14 protein-coding genes are annotated in these 14,438 nt (G+C 58.2%); 11 read left to right on the top strand and 3 right to left on the bottom strand.

Annotated features, from left to right (window positions below; genetic code table 11):
* The first annotated feature begins 61 nt into the window (after positions 1–61).
* The 9 genes from ACVW0C_RS12190 (at position 62) to cobN (ending at position 8,842) form a co-directional block, all read left to right on the top strand.
* Entirely contained in the window at positions 62–1,090 is a 1,029-nt protein-coding gene (locus tag ACVW0C_RS12190; protein WP_457385632.1) for a DUF2254 family protein, read from the top strand.
* Positions 1,091–1,153: 63 nt separating this feature from the next.
* Positions 1,154–1,300 (top strand): hypothetical protein, encoded by a 147-nt coding sequence (locus ACVW0C_RS12185; protein ID WP_457385631.1) that lies wholly within the window; start codon positions 1,154–1,156, stop codon positions 1,298–1,300.
* Positions 1,284–1,736 (top strand): hypothetical protein, encoded by a 453-nt coding sequence (locus ACVW0C_RS12180; RefSeq protein ID WP_457385629.1) that lies wholly within the window; start codon positions 1,284–1,286, stop codon positions 1,734–1,736. Before ACVW0C_RS12185 ends, ACVW0C_RS12180 begins: the two co-directional genes overlap by 17 nt.
* 27 nt (positions 1,737–1,763) lie before the next feature.
* The gene (locus tag ACVW0C_RS12175) at positions 1,764–1,955 is read left to right on the top strand and encodes a hypothetical protein (protein WP_457385628.1); all 192 of its coding nucleotides are present in this window, start codon (positions 1,764–1,766) and stop codon (positions 1,953–1,955) included.
* 109 nt (positions 1,956–2,064) lie between these two features.
* Positions 2,065–3,837, top strand: a complete 1,773-nt coding sequence (locus ACVW0C_RS12170; RefSeq protein ID WP_457385627.1) for an ArnT family glycosyltransferase — start codon at positions 2,065–2,067, stop codon at positions 3,835–3,837.
* A gap of 64 nt (positions 3,838–3,901) precedes the next feature.
* On the top strand, positions 3,902–4,966 hold the full coding sequence (locus ACVW0C_RS12165; protein ID WP_011431976.1) for an ABC transporter permease: 1,065 nt from the start codon (positions 3,902–3,904) through the stop codon (positions 4,964–4,966).
* A 167-nt stretch (positions 4,967–5,133) separates the two neighbouring features.
* A complete protein-coding gene (locus ACVW0C_RS12160) occupies positions 5,134–5,910 on the top strand; it encodes a gamma-glutamyl-gamma-aminobutyrate hydrolase family protein (RefSeq protein ID WP_457385626.1) in 777 nt (258 codons plus the stop codon).
* Positions 5,911–6,110: 200 nt separating this feature from the next.
* Complete coding sequence (locus tag ACVW0C_RS12155) at positions 6,111–6,617, top strand: GNAT family N-acetyltransferase (protein ID WP_414343856.1); 507 nt, start codon at positions 6,111–6,113, stop codon at positions 6,615–6,617.
* Between the two features lie 11 nt (positions 6,618–6,628).
* A complete protein-coding gene (gene cobN / locus ACVW0C_RS12150; RefSeq protein WP_457385624.1) occupies positions 6,629–8,842 on the top strand; it encodes a cobaltochelatase subunit CobN in 2,214 nt (737 codons plus the stop codon).
* Positions 8,843–9,073: 231 nt separating this feature from the next.
* Here cobN and ACVW0C_RS12145 read toward each other — a convergent pair whose 3' ends face one another.
* Both ACVW0C_RS12145 and ACVW0C_RS12140 read right to left on the bottom strand, forming a co-directional pair.
* Positions 9,074–9,397, bottom strand: coding sequence for an RNA recognition motif domain-containing protein (locus tag ACVW0C_RS12145; protein WP_011431969.1), 324 nt, complete (start codon positions 9,395–9,397; stop codon positions 9,074–9,076).
* A 224-nt stretch (positions 9,398–9,621) separates the two neighbouring features.
* The gene (locus ACVW0C_RS12140) at positions 9,622–12,360 is read right to left on the bottom strand and encodes a valine--tRNA ligase (RefSeq protein WP_457385622.1); all 2,739 of its coding nucleotides are present in this window, start codon (positions 12,358–12,360) and stop codon (positions 9,622–9,624) included.
* A 167-nt stretch (positions 12,361–12,527) separates the two neighbouring features.
* Here ACVW0C_RS12140 and ACVW0C_RS12135 point away from each other — a divergent pair, with 167 nt between their 5' ends.
* Both ACVW0C_RS12135 and ACVW0C_RS12130 read left to right on the top strand, forming a co-directional pair.
* Positions 12,528–12,953 carry a heavy metal-responsive transcriptional regulator gene (locus tag ACVW0C_RS12135; RefSeq protein ID WP_414401614.1) on the top strand — a complete coding sequence of 142 codons (426 nt, stop codon included), beginning with the start codon at positions 12,528–12,530 and terminating at the stop codon, positions 12,951–12,953.
* The gene (locus ACVW0C_RS12130; RefSeq protein ID WP_457385621.1) at positions 12,950–13,459 is read left to right on the top strand and encodes a putative iron-sulfur cluster-binding metallochaperone; all 510 of its coding nucleotides are present in this window, start codon (positions 12,950–12,952) and stop codon (positions 13,457–13,459) included. Before ACVW0C_RS12135 ends, ACVW0C_RS12130 begins: the two co-directional genes overlap by 4 nt.
* Here ACVW0C_RS12130 and ACVW0C_RS12125 read toward each other — a convergent pair.
* A complete protein-coding gene (locus ACVW0C_RS12125; RefSeq protein WP_457385619.1) occupies positions 13,449–14,270 on the bottom strand; it encodes a phosphatidate cytidylyltransferase in 822 nt (273 codons plus the stop codon). The two genes, ACVW0C_RS12130 and ACVW0C_RS12125, sit on opposite strands and share 11 nt — an antisense overlap.
* Positions 14,271–14,438 lie beyond the last annotated feature (168 nt).

Here is a 14,438-nt window from a genome sequence, read left to right as displayed (position 1 = left end):
CGGGATACCGCCATTCTGTTTGGAAACAAACAGAATGCTATCGCTGCATAGTTGAACAGTGATGTTCAGCAGTGTTCAGCGTAAATGTATCAGACACACAGATCCAGGCTTTGTTGGGCGTCGCCCCCGCTTTCTGCCCTGGAGTGCTGCAGTGGTGGGGGCAGGTTTGCTTTGGGCCTGGAGCGGGCATCGCTGGATCCAGAGCGGGTTGAACCTGGTTCGGGCGGGATCCACGCAGGATACAGAAGCTTTGCAGGAATTTGTAACCACCTTGGCTCAGGTGTTGTCGGGGGTGCTGGGCTTTACCCTCTCGGTGGTGGCCATTGTGGTGCAGTTGAGCGCGGATCGCTTCACGCCAAAGGTCACGGAGCTGTTTTTGCGCGAGAAAGTCAATTTCTACCTCTTCTTTTTCCTGATTTTGGCCAATGTGGTCAGTTTGTGGAGTTCGGCAGCCCTGGGCTTTTACGTTCGTGTTGGCGTTGCGGAGCAACACCCTCCAGGGTTGCTCGTCGGGCTGAATCTGCTGCTGGGCACAGCTTCGTTTTTGATGCTGATCCCCTACTTTCGCTTCGTGTCTCACTTTTTGCAGCCGGCTTCGATTATCCATCGCATTGAGCAGCAAGTGCGGCAGGTCATCCTGGGATCCCTTGCTTCCAGGAGATCAGGATCGGACTCCGGATCCAAGAGGGGCTATTTCTCCCGTTGTTCACTGCAACTGCGGCCTCGTCACGACAACGTTGTGCAGCAACAGCGATGCGCAGGAATACAGGGTGCCGTAGGCATAGCAACAGAGCAGCACTCTCCAATGGGCGAATGCTCGCCAGCTCATCAGCGCTGCCTCTCGGCTCTGGATGAAATCAAAAGCATCGCCACCAGTGCTCTCCGTCAGCAGGAGGGGAGCATTCTCCTGGAAGCCTTGGACAGCTTGAAGTCTCTGTGGGTCTTCTATGCCGCTCACAAAGCACAACTGCCCCCTGCCTGGTTTCTCTTTACCCCGGCTCTGCGGCGGGATCCGGACTTTGCTTCGGTGGATAGGGGCCTGCTGGGCCGGATCGAGGCAGAAGGATCCTGGCTGGAGCTGATCGCGTAAGCGGGACGGAGTCCTTAGATCCTGCGGCAGTATCAAGCCTTATTTGCCGAGGGGCTAAACGGCATGCGCCAGGCAAGCACCCTGGTGGCCATTCACAGCCGGGAGCTGGGGATCCGCGCCCTGGAAGCCCAACAACTCACGGTAGCGGGGTGGGTGATCAAGTTTTTCAACACCTATCTGCGGGCCGTCATCAGTGCTCCGCACCGCTAACGCGAACAACGCGCGAGACATCCGCAGCGGCTACAACCTGCTCAAGCAGTACCGCTTGTTGGCCGAGGCAGCCCTACAACACCGCCAGTCGGCTCTGGTCTTGCAGATTGTTGGCTACTTTCGCTACTACAGCTTAATTGCCTACAAAGCTGGCCTCTTTTTCCTATCGCGTAAGCGGGACGGAGTCCTTTCTGAAACCTTTGGCTTTGATCTGGGAATGTTGGCCCAGTCGAGCTGTGCTCTGGGCTCTGAAACAACGGAAGCTATTGTGCAAGCCTTGTTACGTCTGGATCAGGATCCCGTTCGCGTCAGCGGGACGGAGTCCTTAAGCGAGCAACAGGAAACCACCCTGCGTGGGATCCGCAAAACCCAAGTCCGCTTGGCAGCCTATTTCCTCAGTCGTGGCCGGGAGGACTGGGCCAGGCTGTTCGCGTAAGCGGGACGGAGTCCTTTCTATCAGGATATGCAGCACGAGCCCCTGGCGCGCCTACAGAGCATCCACCAAGAGCTGCTCTCTACGGCTGCAGAGTTTTGGGAGTTTACCGACCGGGGGGAGAACTTCTACTACTTGGAGCCCGCTCTTTGGCCCTATGCCGAGCAGTTTTTTAGCTGGTTTCAGGGCTTAACCTTGCCGGCAGATAAGCTGATCGCGTAAGCGGGACGGAGTCCTTAGAGCTCCTCTGGATCTCTGGAGCTTCCCTAAAAAATTCTGCCGCTCGCGTAAGCGGGACGGAGTCCTTGTCTAGTCTGGTTAGAGCCGCCCCTTGCTGACTTGTCCCATGCGTCCTTTCGGCAACCCCAACCGTCTGGGCAGTTCTCCTAGCCGCAGATCCCTGCCGGGATCCAGCTCCTTCGTTCAGTTTCGCCGCGACCCGCACCTAGTGCCCTTTTGGGGCCTAAGCCTACTAGTCATGGGCCTGGCAGTGCCTCTGTTTGTGCTTTCGGGGGCGGATCCCAGTTTGGCCGGCTGCGACGAGAGCTTTTATGCCCAAATGGCCCGCGAGCTGCTGCGGGGAGGGCATTGGCTGGGGCCCACTTTTTTGGGGGAGCCCTTTTTCGAGAAACCCCCTCTGCTCACCTGGAGCGTGGCCCTCAGTTTTGCCCTGTACGGGGTAAACGAGTGGGCAGCGCGGCTGCCAGGGATCCTCGCTGCTTTGCTCTCCATTCCCCTGGTGGGTTGGATTGGGTGGTTTTTTTTGCCGATGCGGGCGGCCTTTTTGGGGATGGCGGTTTTGCCCCTGTGCTACCTCTGGGTGCAGCAGGGGCGGCTGGTGGGGCAGGATGTGCCCTTGACCTTTCTGGAGCTGCTGGGGATCCTGGGGCTGGTCAACGGTATCCGCGGCCACAGGGTTTGGTTTTGGCTAACCGGAGTGGCCTTCGGGCTGGGCCTGCTGATGAAAAGTGCCATGATCCTGCTGCCGGGGGCGGCTTTGATCCCCTATCTCGTGCAGCAACGGCGCCGCTGGATGGGATCCGCCCCATTTTGGCTGGCGCTTGGGCTGGGCTTGGGGATTTTTGGCCTCTGGCTAGGTCCAGCCATGCAGGTGTATGGCCCACAGGTGCTGACCACCCTGGTGGGGAAGGTGTGGGATCTGGGGCAAGAGCCCTTCCATGCGGATGCCACCGGCTGGTACTACTTTTGGCACATTCCCGTTCATGGCTTCCCGTGGACGGTTTTGGCTTTGGTGGGTGGCTTTCTCCTGGTGCGCCAGCAGCCGGGATCCACGCTGCTAATCTGGTCTTTCCCCCTGCTGCTGCTGTTGTTGTTGCAGCTTTATCCCACCAAAACCCCCTACTACACCGTGCAGCTTTACCCCTGGCTGGCTCTCTTGGCCGGGGTAGCCTTGGATCAAGCGTTGGCTATGCGGGGTCGCGTCAGCGGTGCGGATCGCGTTAGCGGGACGGAGTCCTTGCACTTAAAGCCCCGTCTGGCCCAGGTGCTCTCTTGGGGACTGGCAGCGGTGGGGCTGCTGCTGTTGGGTTTGGGGGTGGCCGTCCGGCTAGGTGTAGACGGTCTGGAGCTCCTACAGCCTCATGCTTGGCCGCTGGTGGTGATGGGTGTTTTGTACCTCTTGCTGCCGGGGATCTGGAGTTGGCGGCGGGTGTTGCGCTGCGCCGGCGAGCTGTGGGTGGGAACCCTCTTGTTGGCCGGGATCCTCGCTATGATCACCATCGTCTTGCGGCCTGATTTCGGCAACTTCAGCCCTGCTTTTGCCCAAATGGATTGGAACCAAATGCTGCCCCCGTCCGTTCGCGCTATTCGGACGGAGTCCTCGACAGAGTCTGGGGAGACGGTGGTGGATATTGGCCGCAGCGGCTTGCCGGATGTCTGTCAGGGCCAGGCCATCGCTTTTTATACCCCCCATCCGGGGAGATGGGTGGATGATCAGGCTCTGCAACGAGGGGAATATGGAGACTACCTTTGGGTATCTCCGGTGCAGGCAGAACAGGTGGAGATCCGGGATTTGGGGTTACAACCTCTGGCGGCGGTGGAGGGCTGGCAACTGGTGCGCCGTTTGGATCCCCTTTCGGAGTAGGGCAGCGGGGAGCCTCTTTGAGTTTAAAAATCTTAAGTTTAAGAATCCTAGGAAGTGTTAAAGCATGGCGGGAATAGCGGAATCGGGCCGGTCGTGGGTGTCTCTAGAGCGTACCTGGGTAATCCAGGGATTGGCTTGGCTGGCAGCGCTGCTATTTGTGGCGGGGGTGATCCTGCTGGCGGGGGCTTCACCTCTCCAGGTGGCGGCCAGCATGTGGCAGGGGGCCTTCGGCACTGAAGCTCAGTTTGGCCGGGTTTTGGCAACGCTGGCTCCCCTTGTCCTCTGCTGCTGTGGGCTGGTGTTTACGTTTGTTGCCGGTCTCTACAACTTGGGCATCGAAGGGCAAATGGTGGTCGGGGCAATTGCGGCCACGTTTCTGGTGCGTCTGGAAGCGGGATGGTTGCCGCCGCCACTGGCCATTACCTTGGCGCTTTTGGCCGGGATCCTGGGGGGGGCGGGCTGGGGCCTGTTGGCTGGGATCCTGAATGTGTGGGGGCGGGTCAACGAGATCTTCGCTGGGCTGGGGCTGAATTTTGTTGCCCAAGGTTGGGTGCTCTACCTGATCTTCGGCCCTTGGAAAAGGCCGGGGGTGGCTTCCATGAGCGGGACGGAAGTGTTGGATCCCCGTCTGTGGTTGCCCACCTGGGGGCGGTCAGAGGCCAGTCCGGTGGCGTTGCTGCTGGCCCTGTTGGCTTTGGCCCTGACGGTGCTGGTGGTGGGCAACACTCGCTTCGGCCTGCAGTTGCGGGCGGTGGGGAAAAACCCTGTAGCTGCTTTCCGGTTGGGGATCCCGGCTACCCGCAGGTTGCTCATGGCATTTGCCTGCTGTGGGGGCTTAGCAGGGCTGGCGGGCGCCTTGCAGGTGTTGGCTCTGTTCCATCGCCTCATCCCCAATATCTCCAGCAATTTGGGCTTTCTGGCCTTGTTGGTGGTGATGCTGGCAGGCTTTAACCCCCTGCTGATTTTGCCGATTGCCTTTTTCTTCAGCAGTCTTAACATCGGCAGCTTGCAACTGCCTCTCTCTTTGCAATTGGAGTCTTCTTTGGCCGGCGTGATTCAGGGATCCCTGGTGTTGTTCGTCTTGCTGGCCCAAGGGATCAGCCGCCGCTACTTCCTTGGGAAAGGTTAATGGCTTCGGCGATTTCTGGGATCCCTTTGCGTTAGCGTTGCGCAACAACGAGATTTAACTCCTATCGCGGGGGAAAACTTTGGATTTTTCTGCTCAGGACAGTGGTGCGGTTCCTCTGCCGTAGGCATAGCACCATCAACATCGGGAAATAAGGTTATCGTAGAAGGATGAATCGGACATCCCCTTTTTCAAATCGACCGCTCATCGGCGTTACCACCCGCAACCGCAATGACGAGGGAGACTTTGTAGCGCCAGGCCGCTATGTGGATGCCATTCGTGCTGCCGGAGGGATCCCTGTTCTTTTTCCCCCAGGCGAAAGCGAGCCCCAGGTTTTGCTGTCTTGGGTGGATGGCCTGGTGTTGACCGGTGGCGGCGACCTCTGCCCCAGCACCTACGGAGAAGATCCGCAACATCCCCAGGTGCGCTATGTCAACTCGGAGCGAGATCGATTTGAGGTGGCCTTGGCTGAAGCAGTAATGACGCAAGGGATCCCTGTTTTGGGCATTTGTCGAGGGATGCAGTTGCTGAATGTGGTGAGTGGCGGCAAGCTGATCCCCCATGTGCCTGATGTGTACGACAAGCTGGATCACTTCAACCCCGCTGATCGCAAGCCCATTCGCCACAATGTCAGCCTGATCCGCTCCACACGGCTACACCAAATCGTCGGCGCAGAAGAAATCTCTGTGGTCTCTTGGCACCATCAGGCCATCCGCGATGTGCCCTCAGGTTGGCGTTTGGCTGCCCGTTCTACAGACGAGTTAATTGAAGCCATCGAACACGAAACTCACCCTTGGGCGGTTGCCGTGCAGTGGCATCCCGAGTTCACCTTTGAAGAAACCGAGCATTTTCGCCTTTTTCAAGAGTTTGTGCAGGCAGCCCTGCGTTTTTCCCCGCGTTTTGCAGCGACTCTTTCGGGTGCAGAACCTAGGGCACAAGTAGCTTAATCGGTTGCTAGCTCAAACCCATTCTTTTGTTTAGTGGGACAAGAACACGTAAAGGCTGGTCGTTGGGTAGCAGGGGCAGCGGTGGGGCTGGCTTTGCTGTTGGGTCTGTTGCATCCGATTGTAAAAACCATTATTGCCAAAGGTACGCTTCTCTCATGGATTCTCCAGCTCCACAAAAACCTTACGAGACTGTCAGCGAAATGTCGTCTGTTGTTGTAAAGTTCCGCCTTGCCACCCTCGAAGATTTGGCACTGTTACAGGGCTGGGATCAAGAACCTCATGTTGTTGCCTCTAATCCCAATGATGATTGGGGCTGGGAAACAGAGTTGGGCAAGAGCTGTTCCTGGAGGGAGCAACTGATTGCCGAGGTGGATGGTGTCCCGATTGGCTATGTGGAGATCATCGATCCTGCCCAAGAGGAAAGTCACTACTGGGGCGAGGTATCTCCTCATCTGCGCGCTATCGACATTTGGATCGGAGAGGGATCCTATCTGGGTAAGGGATATGGAACCGAAATGATGCGATTAGCTTTGAGTAAATGCTTTGCTGCCTCAGAGGTTGAGGCGGTCTTGGTGGATCCCTTGGTGAGCAATACCCGTGCCCGACGATTTTATGAGCGACTTGGATTTAAGCCTGTGGAACGTCGTCAGTTTGGCCAGGATGATTGTATGGTGTATCGTCTGGAGCGAGCGGATTGGGTGAACTAGGCTAGGATTTTATGCACCGAATAGCAGCTTTGCCAGGGGGATGGGATCCCACCCAATCGGGGGTCATTTTCCTAGAACAGGATCCCGCTCCTATTGTTGTCCTTTCGGCAGCCGATACGGATCTCACGGCCTTGAGCGCAGCCCTGCGCCTGTTGCCCGGCGATTTTCCGGCGGTGCGGGCGGCCAATTTGTTGCAGTTGCAACAGCCCCTAAGCCTGGATGACTATGCCGAGAAGGTGCTGCGGCAGGCCCGGCTAATCTTGATCCGCCTGTTGGGGGGAAGGGCCTACTGGAGCTATGGCCTGGAGGTAGCCAAGCAGGTGGCCGCCGAGGAGGGATCCACCCTAATCGTCATTCCTGGGGACGATCGCCCCGACTGGGATTTGGTGAGCCATTCCACTGTGCCCCTGGCGGTGGCGGATCGGGTGTGGCGGTACTGGCTGGAGGGGGGAGCGGAGAATGTGGCTGCCTGTCTGCTGTTGCTGGCTGGGGAGTTCCTAGGGGGCCAATATTCGGTGCCGGATCCACAAGTGCTGCCTCGTCTAGGGATCTATCAACCCCCCATAGCTCCGCTGGCGGATCCCCAAGCTCCCAAGGTGGGGATTTTACTCTACCGAGCCCATGTTCTGGCGGGGAATACAGAGCCGGTGGATCAATTGGCAAAAGCCTTGGTGGAGCGGGGGCTACAACCCCTTTGCCTGTATACCTATAGCCTTCAAGACCCAGACTTGCCCCCAGCCATTCGGGATCACTTCGGCGGCCAGATTGACCTGTTGCTCAACACCACCAGTTTTTCGCTGGCGCGGTTGGACAGCCACCAGCCCGACGTGAGGCTGTGGCAGGAGTTGGATGTGCCTGTTTTGCAGGTAATCCTCAGCGGTGGATCCCGCCAGAGCTGGGAGGACTCCACGCGAGGACTGGGAGCGCGGGATCTGGCCATGAATGTGGCTTTGCCGGAGGTGGATGGGCGCATCATCAGCCGCGCCGTTTCCTTCAAGGCGGTTCAACAGCGGGATCCCCACTTGCAAACGGAGGTGGTGGCCTACGTGGCTGTGCCGGATCGGGTGGAGTTTGTAGCCGATTTGGCGGCCAACTGGGTGAAATTGCGGCGTACCCCCCCTTCCCAGCGGCGACTGGCTTTGATCCTGGCCAACTACCCCAGTCGGGACGGGCGACTGGCCAATGGGGTGGGTCTGGATACCCCTGCCAGTTGTGTGGAAATTCTCAAAGCTTTGGCGGGAGCTGGCTACTCAGTAGATCCCCTGCCCCAGACTGGAGATGAACTCATCCATTGGCTAACCGAAGGCCAGACCTACGACCCCTTGGGATCCCTGCGCCCGGCTCGGCAATGCCTTTCTGCTGCCCTTTATCGAGAGTGGTTTGCCCGCTTGCCTGAGCCCATCCAGACCGACCTCGTCCGGCAGTGGGGGGATCCGCCCTCTCGAGATATTCCCGTGGTGGGACTGCAGTTAGGGCAGGTGTTTGTAGGCATTCAGCCCCCGCGAGGCTATGACCGGGATCCGTCCTTGAACTACCATGCCCCGGATCTGGTGCCCCCCCATGAGTACCTGGCTTTTTACCTGTGGCTGCGGCAGGTCTTCGCCGTTCAAGCGGTGGTGCATGTGGGCAAGCACGGCAACTTGGAATGGCTGCCTGGCAAGGGATCCGCTCTTTCCGCCACCTGCTACCCGGAGGTTGCTCTGGGGCCAATGCCCCACTTCTACCCCTTCATCGTCAACGACCCAGGAGAGGGATCCCAGGCCAAGCGGCGAGCCCAGGCAGTGATTATCGACCACCTCACCCCGCCCCTTACCCGCGCCGAGCTGTACGGCCCCCTGGCGGATTTGGAACGGCTGATGGATGAGTACGTGCAGGCCCAACAGATGGATCCAGGCCGCTGCCCGCTGATTCGCGCCCAGATTCAGGAGCTGGTTCGAGCCGAGCATCTAGACCAGCAGTTCAACTTGGAAAAAGAAGAAGATTGGAATCGCCTGGATGGCTATCTCTGCGAGCTAAAAGAATCTCAGATTCGCGATGGGCTGCACATCTTTGGTCGAATCCCTGCCGGTGAGCAGCTTATCGATCTGGTGGTAGCGCTGGCCCGCTACCCTGGCCACGGGCAACTGGGGATTACTCAGGCCATTGCCCGCGATTGGGGATGGGACTGGGATCCCTTGACCGCCGATCTAACGGATCCCTGGCCAGACAAACCGCCAGCCCAGTAGCTATTCCAGTTTCAAATACGGTTTGCCTTAGCTCCCCTCTCCCTCTGAGAGAGAGGTCGGCGGTGAGAGATTCAAAAGGAGTTGATTGGGATCCCCTCTCAACTCCTCCTGAGCTACCACTTGAACAAAAATTGAAGCAACCTAGAGAGACGGCTGGATCCTGGTGCTGCGCTTCAAAACAAGCTCAACTGAGAATCCCTTGCCCAGCACCGGGAAGCCTCAGCAGGCGTTTCAATAGCGAGATTGAAAACTCCGCCGCCGCTCGCCGCCACTGTTCGCGTTACCAGAGCGGAAACCTGAGGTGGGGCGTTCTTCTCGCGGGCGAGCTTTGTTCACCTTGAGGTCGCGCCCCATCCATTCCGCCCCATCCAGAGCAGCAATGGCAGCCTGCTCCTCTGCTTCAGAGCTCATTTCCACAAACCCGAAGCCTCGAATGCGGCCTGTCTCACGGTCAGTGGGGATCTGCACCCGCTTCACAGAACCGTACTCAGCAAAAACAGCGGTCAAATCCGCTTCTGTCACCTTAAAGGAAAGGTTGCCAACATAAATCGACATAGACGATCTCCGAAAGAGAGAGTAACAAAGGGTGAGATGTTCGGAGAGCCGTCTGCCAATACAAAACGTGAAAATCCGTCAAGACTAGAAGAAACGAGCACTACAACCGACAACGATCTCGTCCCCTATCCTAACACAGAAGTAGGGGCTCGCCACTCCGATTTTTCCAAATCCTGGGAAGATTGCCTTCATCACCCCGCCGCTCTGCCTGCGCTGATGCCATCTCAGCCCAGCTTCTCCAGCCTGGATCCCAGTAACCTCATCTGGGCTTCCAGCTCCGCCAGTTGTTCCTGACTGGCTTGCACCACTTCAGGGTTGGCCCGGTTGAGAAAATTGGGGTTCTCTAGGCGAGCGCGGATCCCTTGGGCCTCTTTTTCCAGCTTGGCCAGGTCTTTTTGCAGCTTGGCCCGCAGCGCTTCCACATCCACCAGTCCTGCCAAGGGCATCAGCACCTGCACCGTGCCCACCACTGCAGCCGCCACCTGCTTGGGCTCCGTGGCCAGGGATCCCGTAATCTCCAAAGCCTCGGCCTTAACCAGATCCCGGATATAAGCTTGGGCAGCCGTCAGGATCCGCTGCTCGGCGGGATCGGTAGTGAGCAAAAGGGCCCTGATGGTCTGATGGGGCTTGAGGCCGGTTTCTGCCCGCAGGTTGCGCAGGCTGGTAATGGTTTGGATCACCAAGCCAAACTCCCGCTCCAGTTGGGGGTCGATCCAGGTGGGATCCGGGGTGGGATAGGGCTGCACAGAGATGGAAGTGGTTTGATTGACCTGGGTGAGAAGCTGCCAGATCTCCTCGGTGATGTGGGGCATCCAGGGGTGCAGCAGTTTGAGAATGGTTTCCAAAACGATGGCCAGCACCTGCTGCGCTGTGCGCTTGGAAGCCAAGTTTTCTCCCCGCAGCCGGGGCTTGACCAGCTCGATGTACCAGTCGCAAAAGTCATCCCAAATGAGAGAGTAGAGCAGGCGCGCCCCCTCGCCCAGGCCATAGGCTTCCAGCTCGGCGATAACTTGGGTGGCCGTGGAGTGCAGCCGCGACAGGATCCAGCGATCGGCCAATTCCAGCGCTTCAGGAACAGGGGATCCCAGTTGGGCAGGGGTTTGCCCCTCCAAGTTCATCAACACAAAGCGGGAGGCGTTCCAGATCTTATTGGCAAAGTTGCGGGCGGCCTCCACGCTGGCGCTCTCGCCGGTCTTGCGGTCGTAGGCCAGGCGGATGTCTTGCCCTGCCCCCACCACCTCTTTGACCAGGGCATAGCGCAGGGCGTCGGTGCCGTATTTGTCCAGCAGCTCCAGGGGATCGATGCCATTTCCCTTGGTTTTGGACATTTTCGCCCCGTGCTCATCCCGCACCAGGCCATTGATGTACACATCTTTGAAGGGGATCTGGCCGGTAAATTGGGATCCCATCATGGCCATGCGGGCCACCCAGAAGAAAATGATGTCAAAGCCCGTGGACATCAGGGAGTTGGGATAGTAGCGTTTGAAATCCTCGGTCTCTTCCGGCCAGCCCAGGGTTGAAAAGGGCCACAGAGCAGAGCTAAACCAGGTATCCAGCACATCCGGATCCTGCTCTACCCGCTCAACTTCTGGGCCAAACTTTTCCCGTGCCTTGAGCAGCGCTTCCTCGCCGTTGCGGGCCACCACAAAAGCTTGGGGATCCTCGAGAAGCTGGCCATTGAGGACTGGATACCAAGCTGGGATCTGATGGCCCCACCACAACTGCCGAGAAATGCACCAGGGGCGCAGCTTTTCCAGCCAGCCCGTGTAGACTTTGGTCCAGCGCTCAGGGATAAAGCGGGGGCTATTTCGTTGGTATTCCTCTTCCAAACAGCGAGCCCCCATCCCCGAGACATCGCAAAACCACTGAATGGAAAGCAAAGGCTCGATGGGCACGCCGCCGCGGTCGCTGTGGGGAACGGTGTGGGTGTAGTCCTCCACCTTCTCCAGCAGGCCATGTTCGGCAAACCACTGCACCACCTTTTCTCGGGCCACAAAGCGATCTAGGCCGGTGAAGGGATCCCCGTTCTCGTTGAGGGTGCCGTCCTTGTTGAGGATGTTGATCAAGGGCAACTGGTGGCGCTGGCCCATCTCAAAGTCGTTGGGGTCGTGGGCTGGGGTAACCTTGACGCATCCAGACCCAAAGGTAGGATCCACATACTCGTCGGCAATGATGGGGATAAGGCGATCCTTGATGGGCAGCCGGACAAACTGGCCGATGAGATGGCGGTAGCGCTCGTCTTGGGGGTTGACCGCCACGGCTGTATCCCCTAGCATCGTCTCAGGGCGGGTGGTGGCCACCACCAGGTACTGGCTGGGGTCGGCAGCCAAGGGGTAGCGGAAATGCCAGAGGTGGCCCTTGACCTCTTTGTTGTCCACCTCGATGTCGGAGACCGCTGACTGGGTGGCCGGACACCAGTTGACCAGATACTCGCCCCGATAGATGAGCCCTGCTTCGTAGAGGCGGACAAAGGCTTCCGTAACGGCCCGGCTCAGCCCCTCATCGAGAGTAAAGCGATCCCGTGTCCAGTCCAGCGACAAGCCCAGCCGCCGCAGTTGGCTTTTGATGGTGCCCTGCGACTCCTCCTTCCAAGCCCAGGCCCGCTCTAGAAAAGCCTCGCGGCCCAGGTCAAAGCGGCTCTTGCCCTCCTGGCGCAGTTGGTTTTCCAGAATGGTGTGCACGGCAATGCTGGCATGATCCGTGCCCGGCAGCCAGAGGACGTTGTAGCCGCGCATGCGCTTGTAGCGCACCACCACATCTGGCAGGGTAAAGGCAAAGGCATGGCCCATGTGCAGGCTGCCCGTAACATTGGGCGGGGGCAGCACCATGCTGAAGGCTTCCCCCGGCGCCTTGGGATCCGCCACGTAAAACCCCTTTTCCTCCCAAAAGCGCTGCCACTTGGGCTCGGTCTCAAAGGGGTTGTACTGGCTGGGCAGGTTGGCGAGGGAAGGTGCAGCAGTCATGCGGAGGCTGGGTTGCTCAAGGGACTACCCTAACTAGGTTAGCAAGCTTACTCCCAGCCGTCGGGCTCTTTTGGGGAGGTGGGCTTTCTGGGGATCCCTCTTGACCCTGTAGTTAGCTACAGGGTTTAGGCTAAGAGAGCTTCTGGAGAGAGGGTAGAGAACCCGGCATGTCTGAGCTGCTGCGGGTGGGTCAGGTAGCCGAGAAGTTGGGCATCAGCCCCCAAACCCTCTACTTCTACGAGCGCCTGGGGCTCATCCCCAAGCCCCGTAGGACAGAGGGGGGCTACCGCCTCTACGGAGAAGCTGAGCTGGAGCGGCTAGCTTTCATTGCCCGCGCTAAGGCTTTGGGACTTACCCTGGCCGAGATCAAAGAATTGCTCCTGCTTCAGGAGAACGGGCAAGCCCTGCCCTGTTGGCAGGTGTACGTAAAGCTAACTGAAAAACTAAGACAAATCGACAAGTCAATCGCCCATCTACAGGAACTCAGAGGGGAGTTATCGACACTCATTGAAAAGTGTCAACAAAAATTTTCTGAGCAGGAGAAAAGTTCCTCTTGCGCTATCTTTCAACAGCAACAGCTTAATAACCCATGACAAGAGAACCCTTTTTCCCATTTTCTGCTAAAGCTTGGCAGCCCTTGTGTCCAAAGAGCGGGGAGCAAGGGATCCCGATTCAACTGATTACGCTGAAGAGCCTTCTGTCTTGTCAGGCTTTGGAGCAACTTAATGCTAACGCCAGCTATGCGTTTTGTCGGGATCCCCTTTGCCCCGTCGTCTATTTTTCTGAGGAAGGTCAAAGCTTTGGGGTTGACGACCTCAAGGTTCCCGTCTTTCAAAAAGAAAGTGGCGAGAAAGAAAGTGGCGAGGACGTGCCTGTCTGCTACTGTTTTGGATGGACGCGCCGGCGCATTTGGCAAGAGCTCCAGGGATCCAAAACGCCCCAGGCTATCCTCGAGGGGATTGCCGACCACATCAAAGCCAGGGGCTGTGGCTGTCAGGTGAACAACCCGCAGGGATTTTGCTGTCTGGAAAACGTCAGACAAGTCATCTTGGAGATGCAGCAAAGGAAGGCTGAGGAACAAAACCCGATTATTGGCTGAAATAGGCGTTGAGCCATTCCAGACATTCCATAAAGTAAAACACCAGCGGCCCGGTAAAGACGTAGCTATCGCCCCGATCCAAAATGCCGCCGTGGCCGGGAATGAGATCCCCGGAGTCTTTTACTCCCGCATCTCGTTTCATGAGGGACTCGGTGAGATCCCCCAGCAGGCTAGTTAACCCAATCAAAAACCCCAGCACGCTGCCGCTCAGCCAGCTCCAGGGCCAGCTCAGAGCGTGGGCTCCGGCCACGGCCAGGGTCATGCTGGCGGCAATCCCGGCTACCGCCCCTTCCACCGTCTTTTTCGGGCTGAGGATGGAGAGCTTGGTGCGCCCAAAGGCCCGACCACACAGGTAGGCCCCCACATCGGCAGCGATCACGCAGCCAATGGCCAGCAGCGTAATCCATAGCCCTTCGCCCAGCCCTTGCGCAAAAGACAAGGCCCTGACCCGAATCCAGAAGCTGGGCAGCAACGCACAGTAGAACAACCCCAAAATCGAGGTGGCAATATCGGCAATGGTGGCCACCTTGGGCTTAAAGAGCAAATAAAAACAGATGATGGATCCCGCCACAATAAAAGCAGGGCTCGTCCATTCCGGCTTGACCTGCTGTAAAACAACCAGCACCTGGCTGGAAAACATGGTGGTGCGCATGGCCGGCGCATTGCCTTTGGCTTGCACCAAGCGAAAAAACTCCAACTGGGCCAAAAAAATGATTAGCCCAATGGCTGCAGTAAAATACCAGCCCCCTAGCAGGGTGACCGCCAACGCAAACAACACCGCCGCAAAACCGCTAACCCAACGGGCTCCCATGGGCGCACCCCGTCACGTTGGCTGGCCAAATACCTCTTGCCCCCGGCTCCAGCAGATCGACGTCCAAGCCGAGAGCAGAAGAAACCCCCCCTCTGGTGTTCAAGATTCGCGTTTGCGGGACGGAGTCCTGATGCGGCTGCTGCAATGGAAACGCCTCTTGCCCTAGCC

This window comes from Thermostichus sp. OS-CIW-26 (assembly GCF_054058395.1).
Note: the sequence above shows the minus strand (reverse complement) of the source record. Positions and strands in the feature narration are given on the sequence as shown.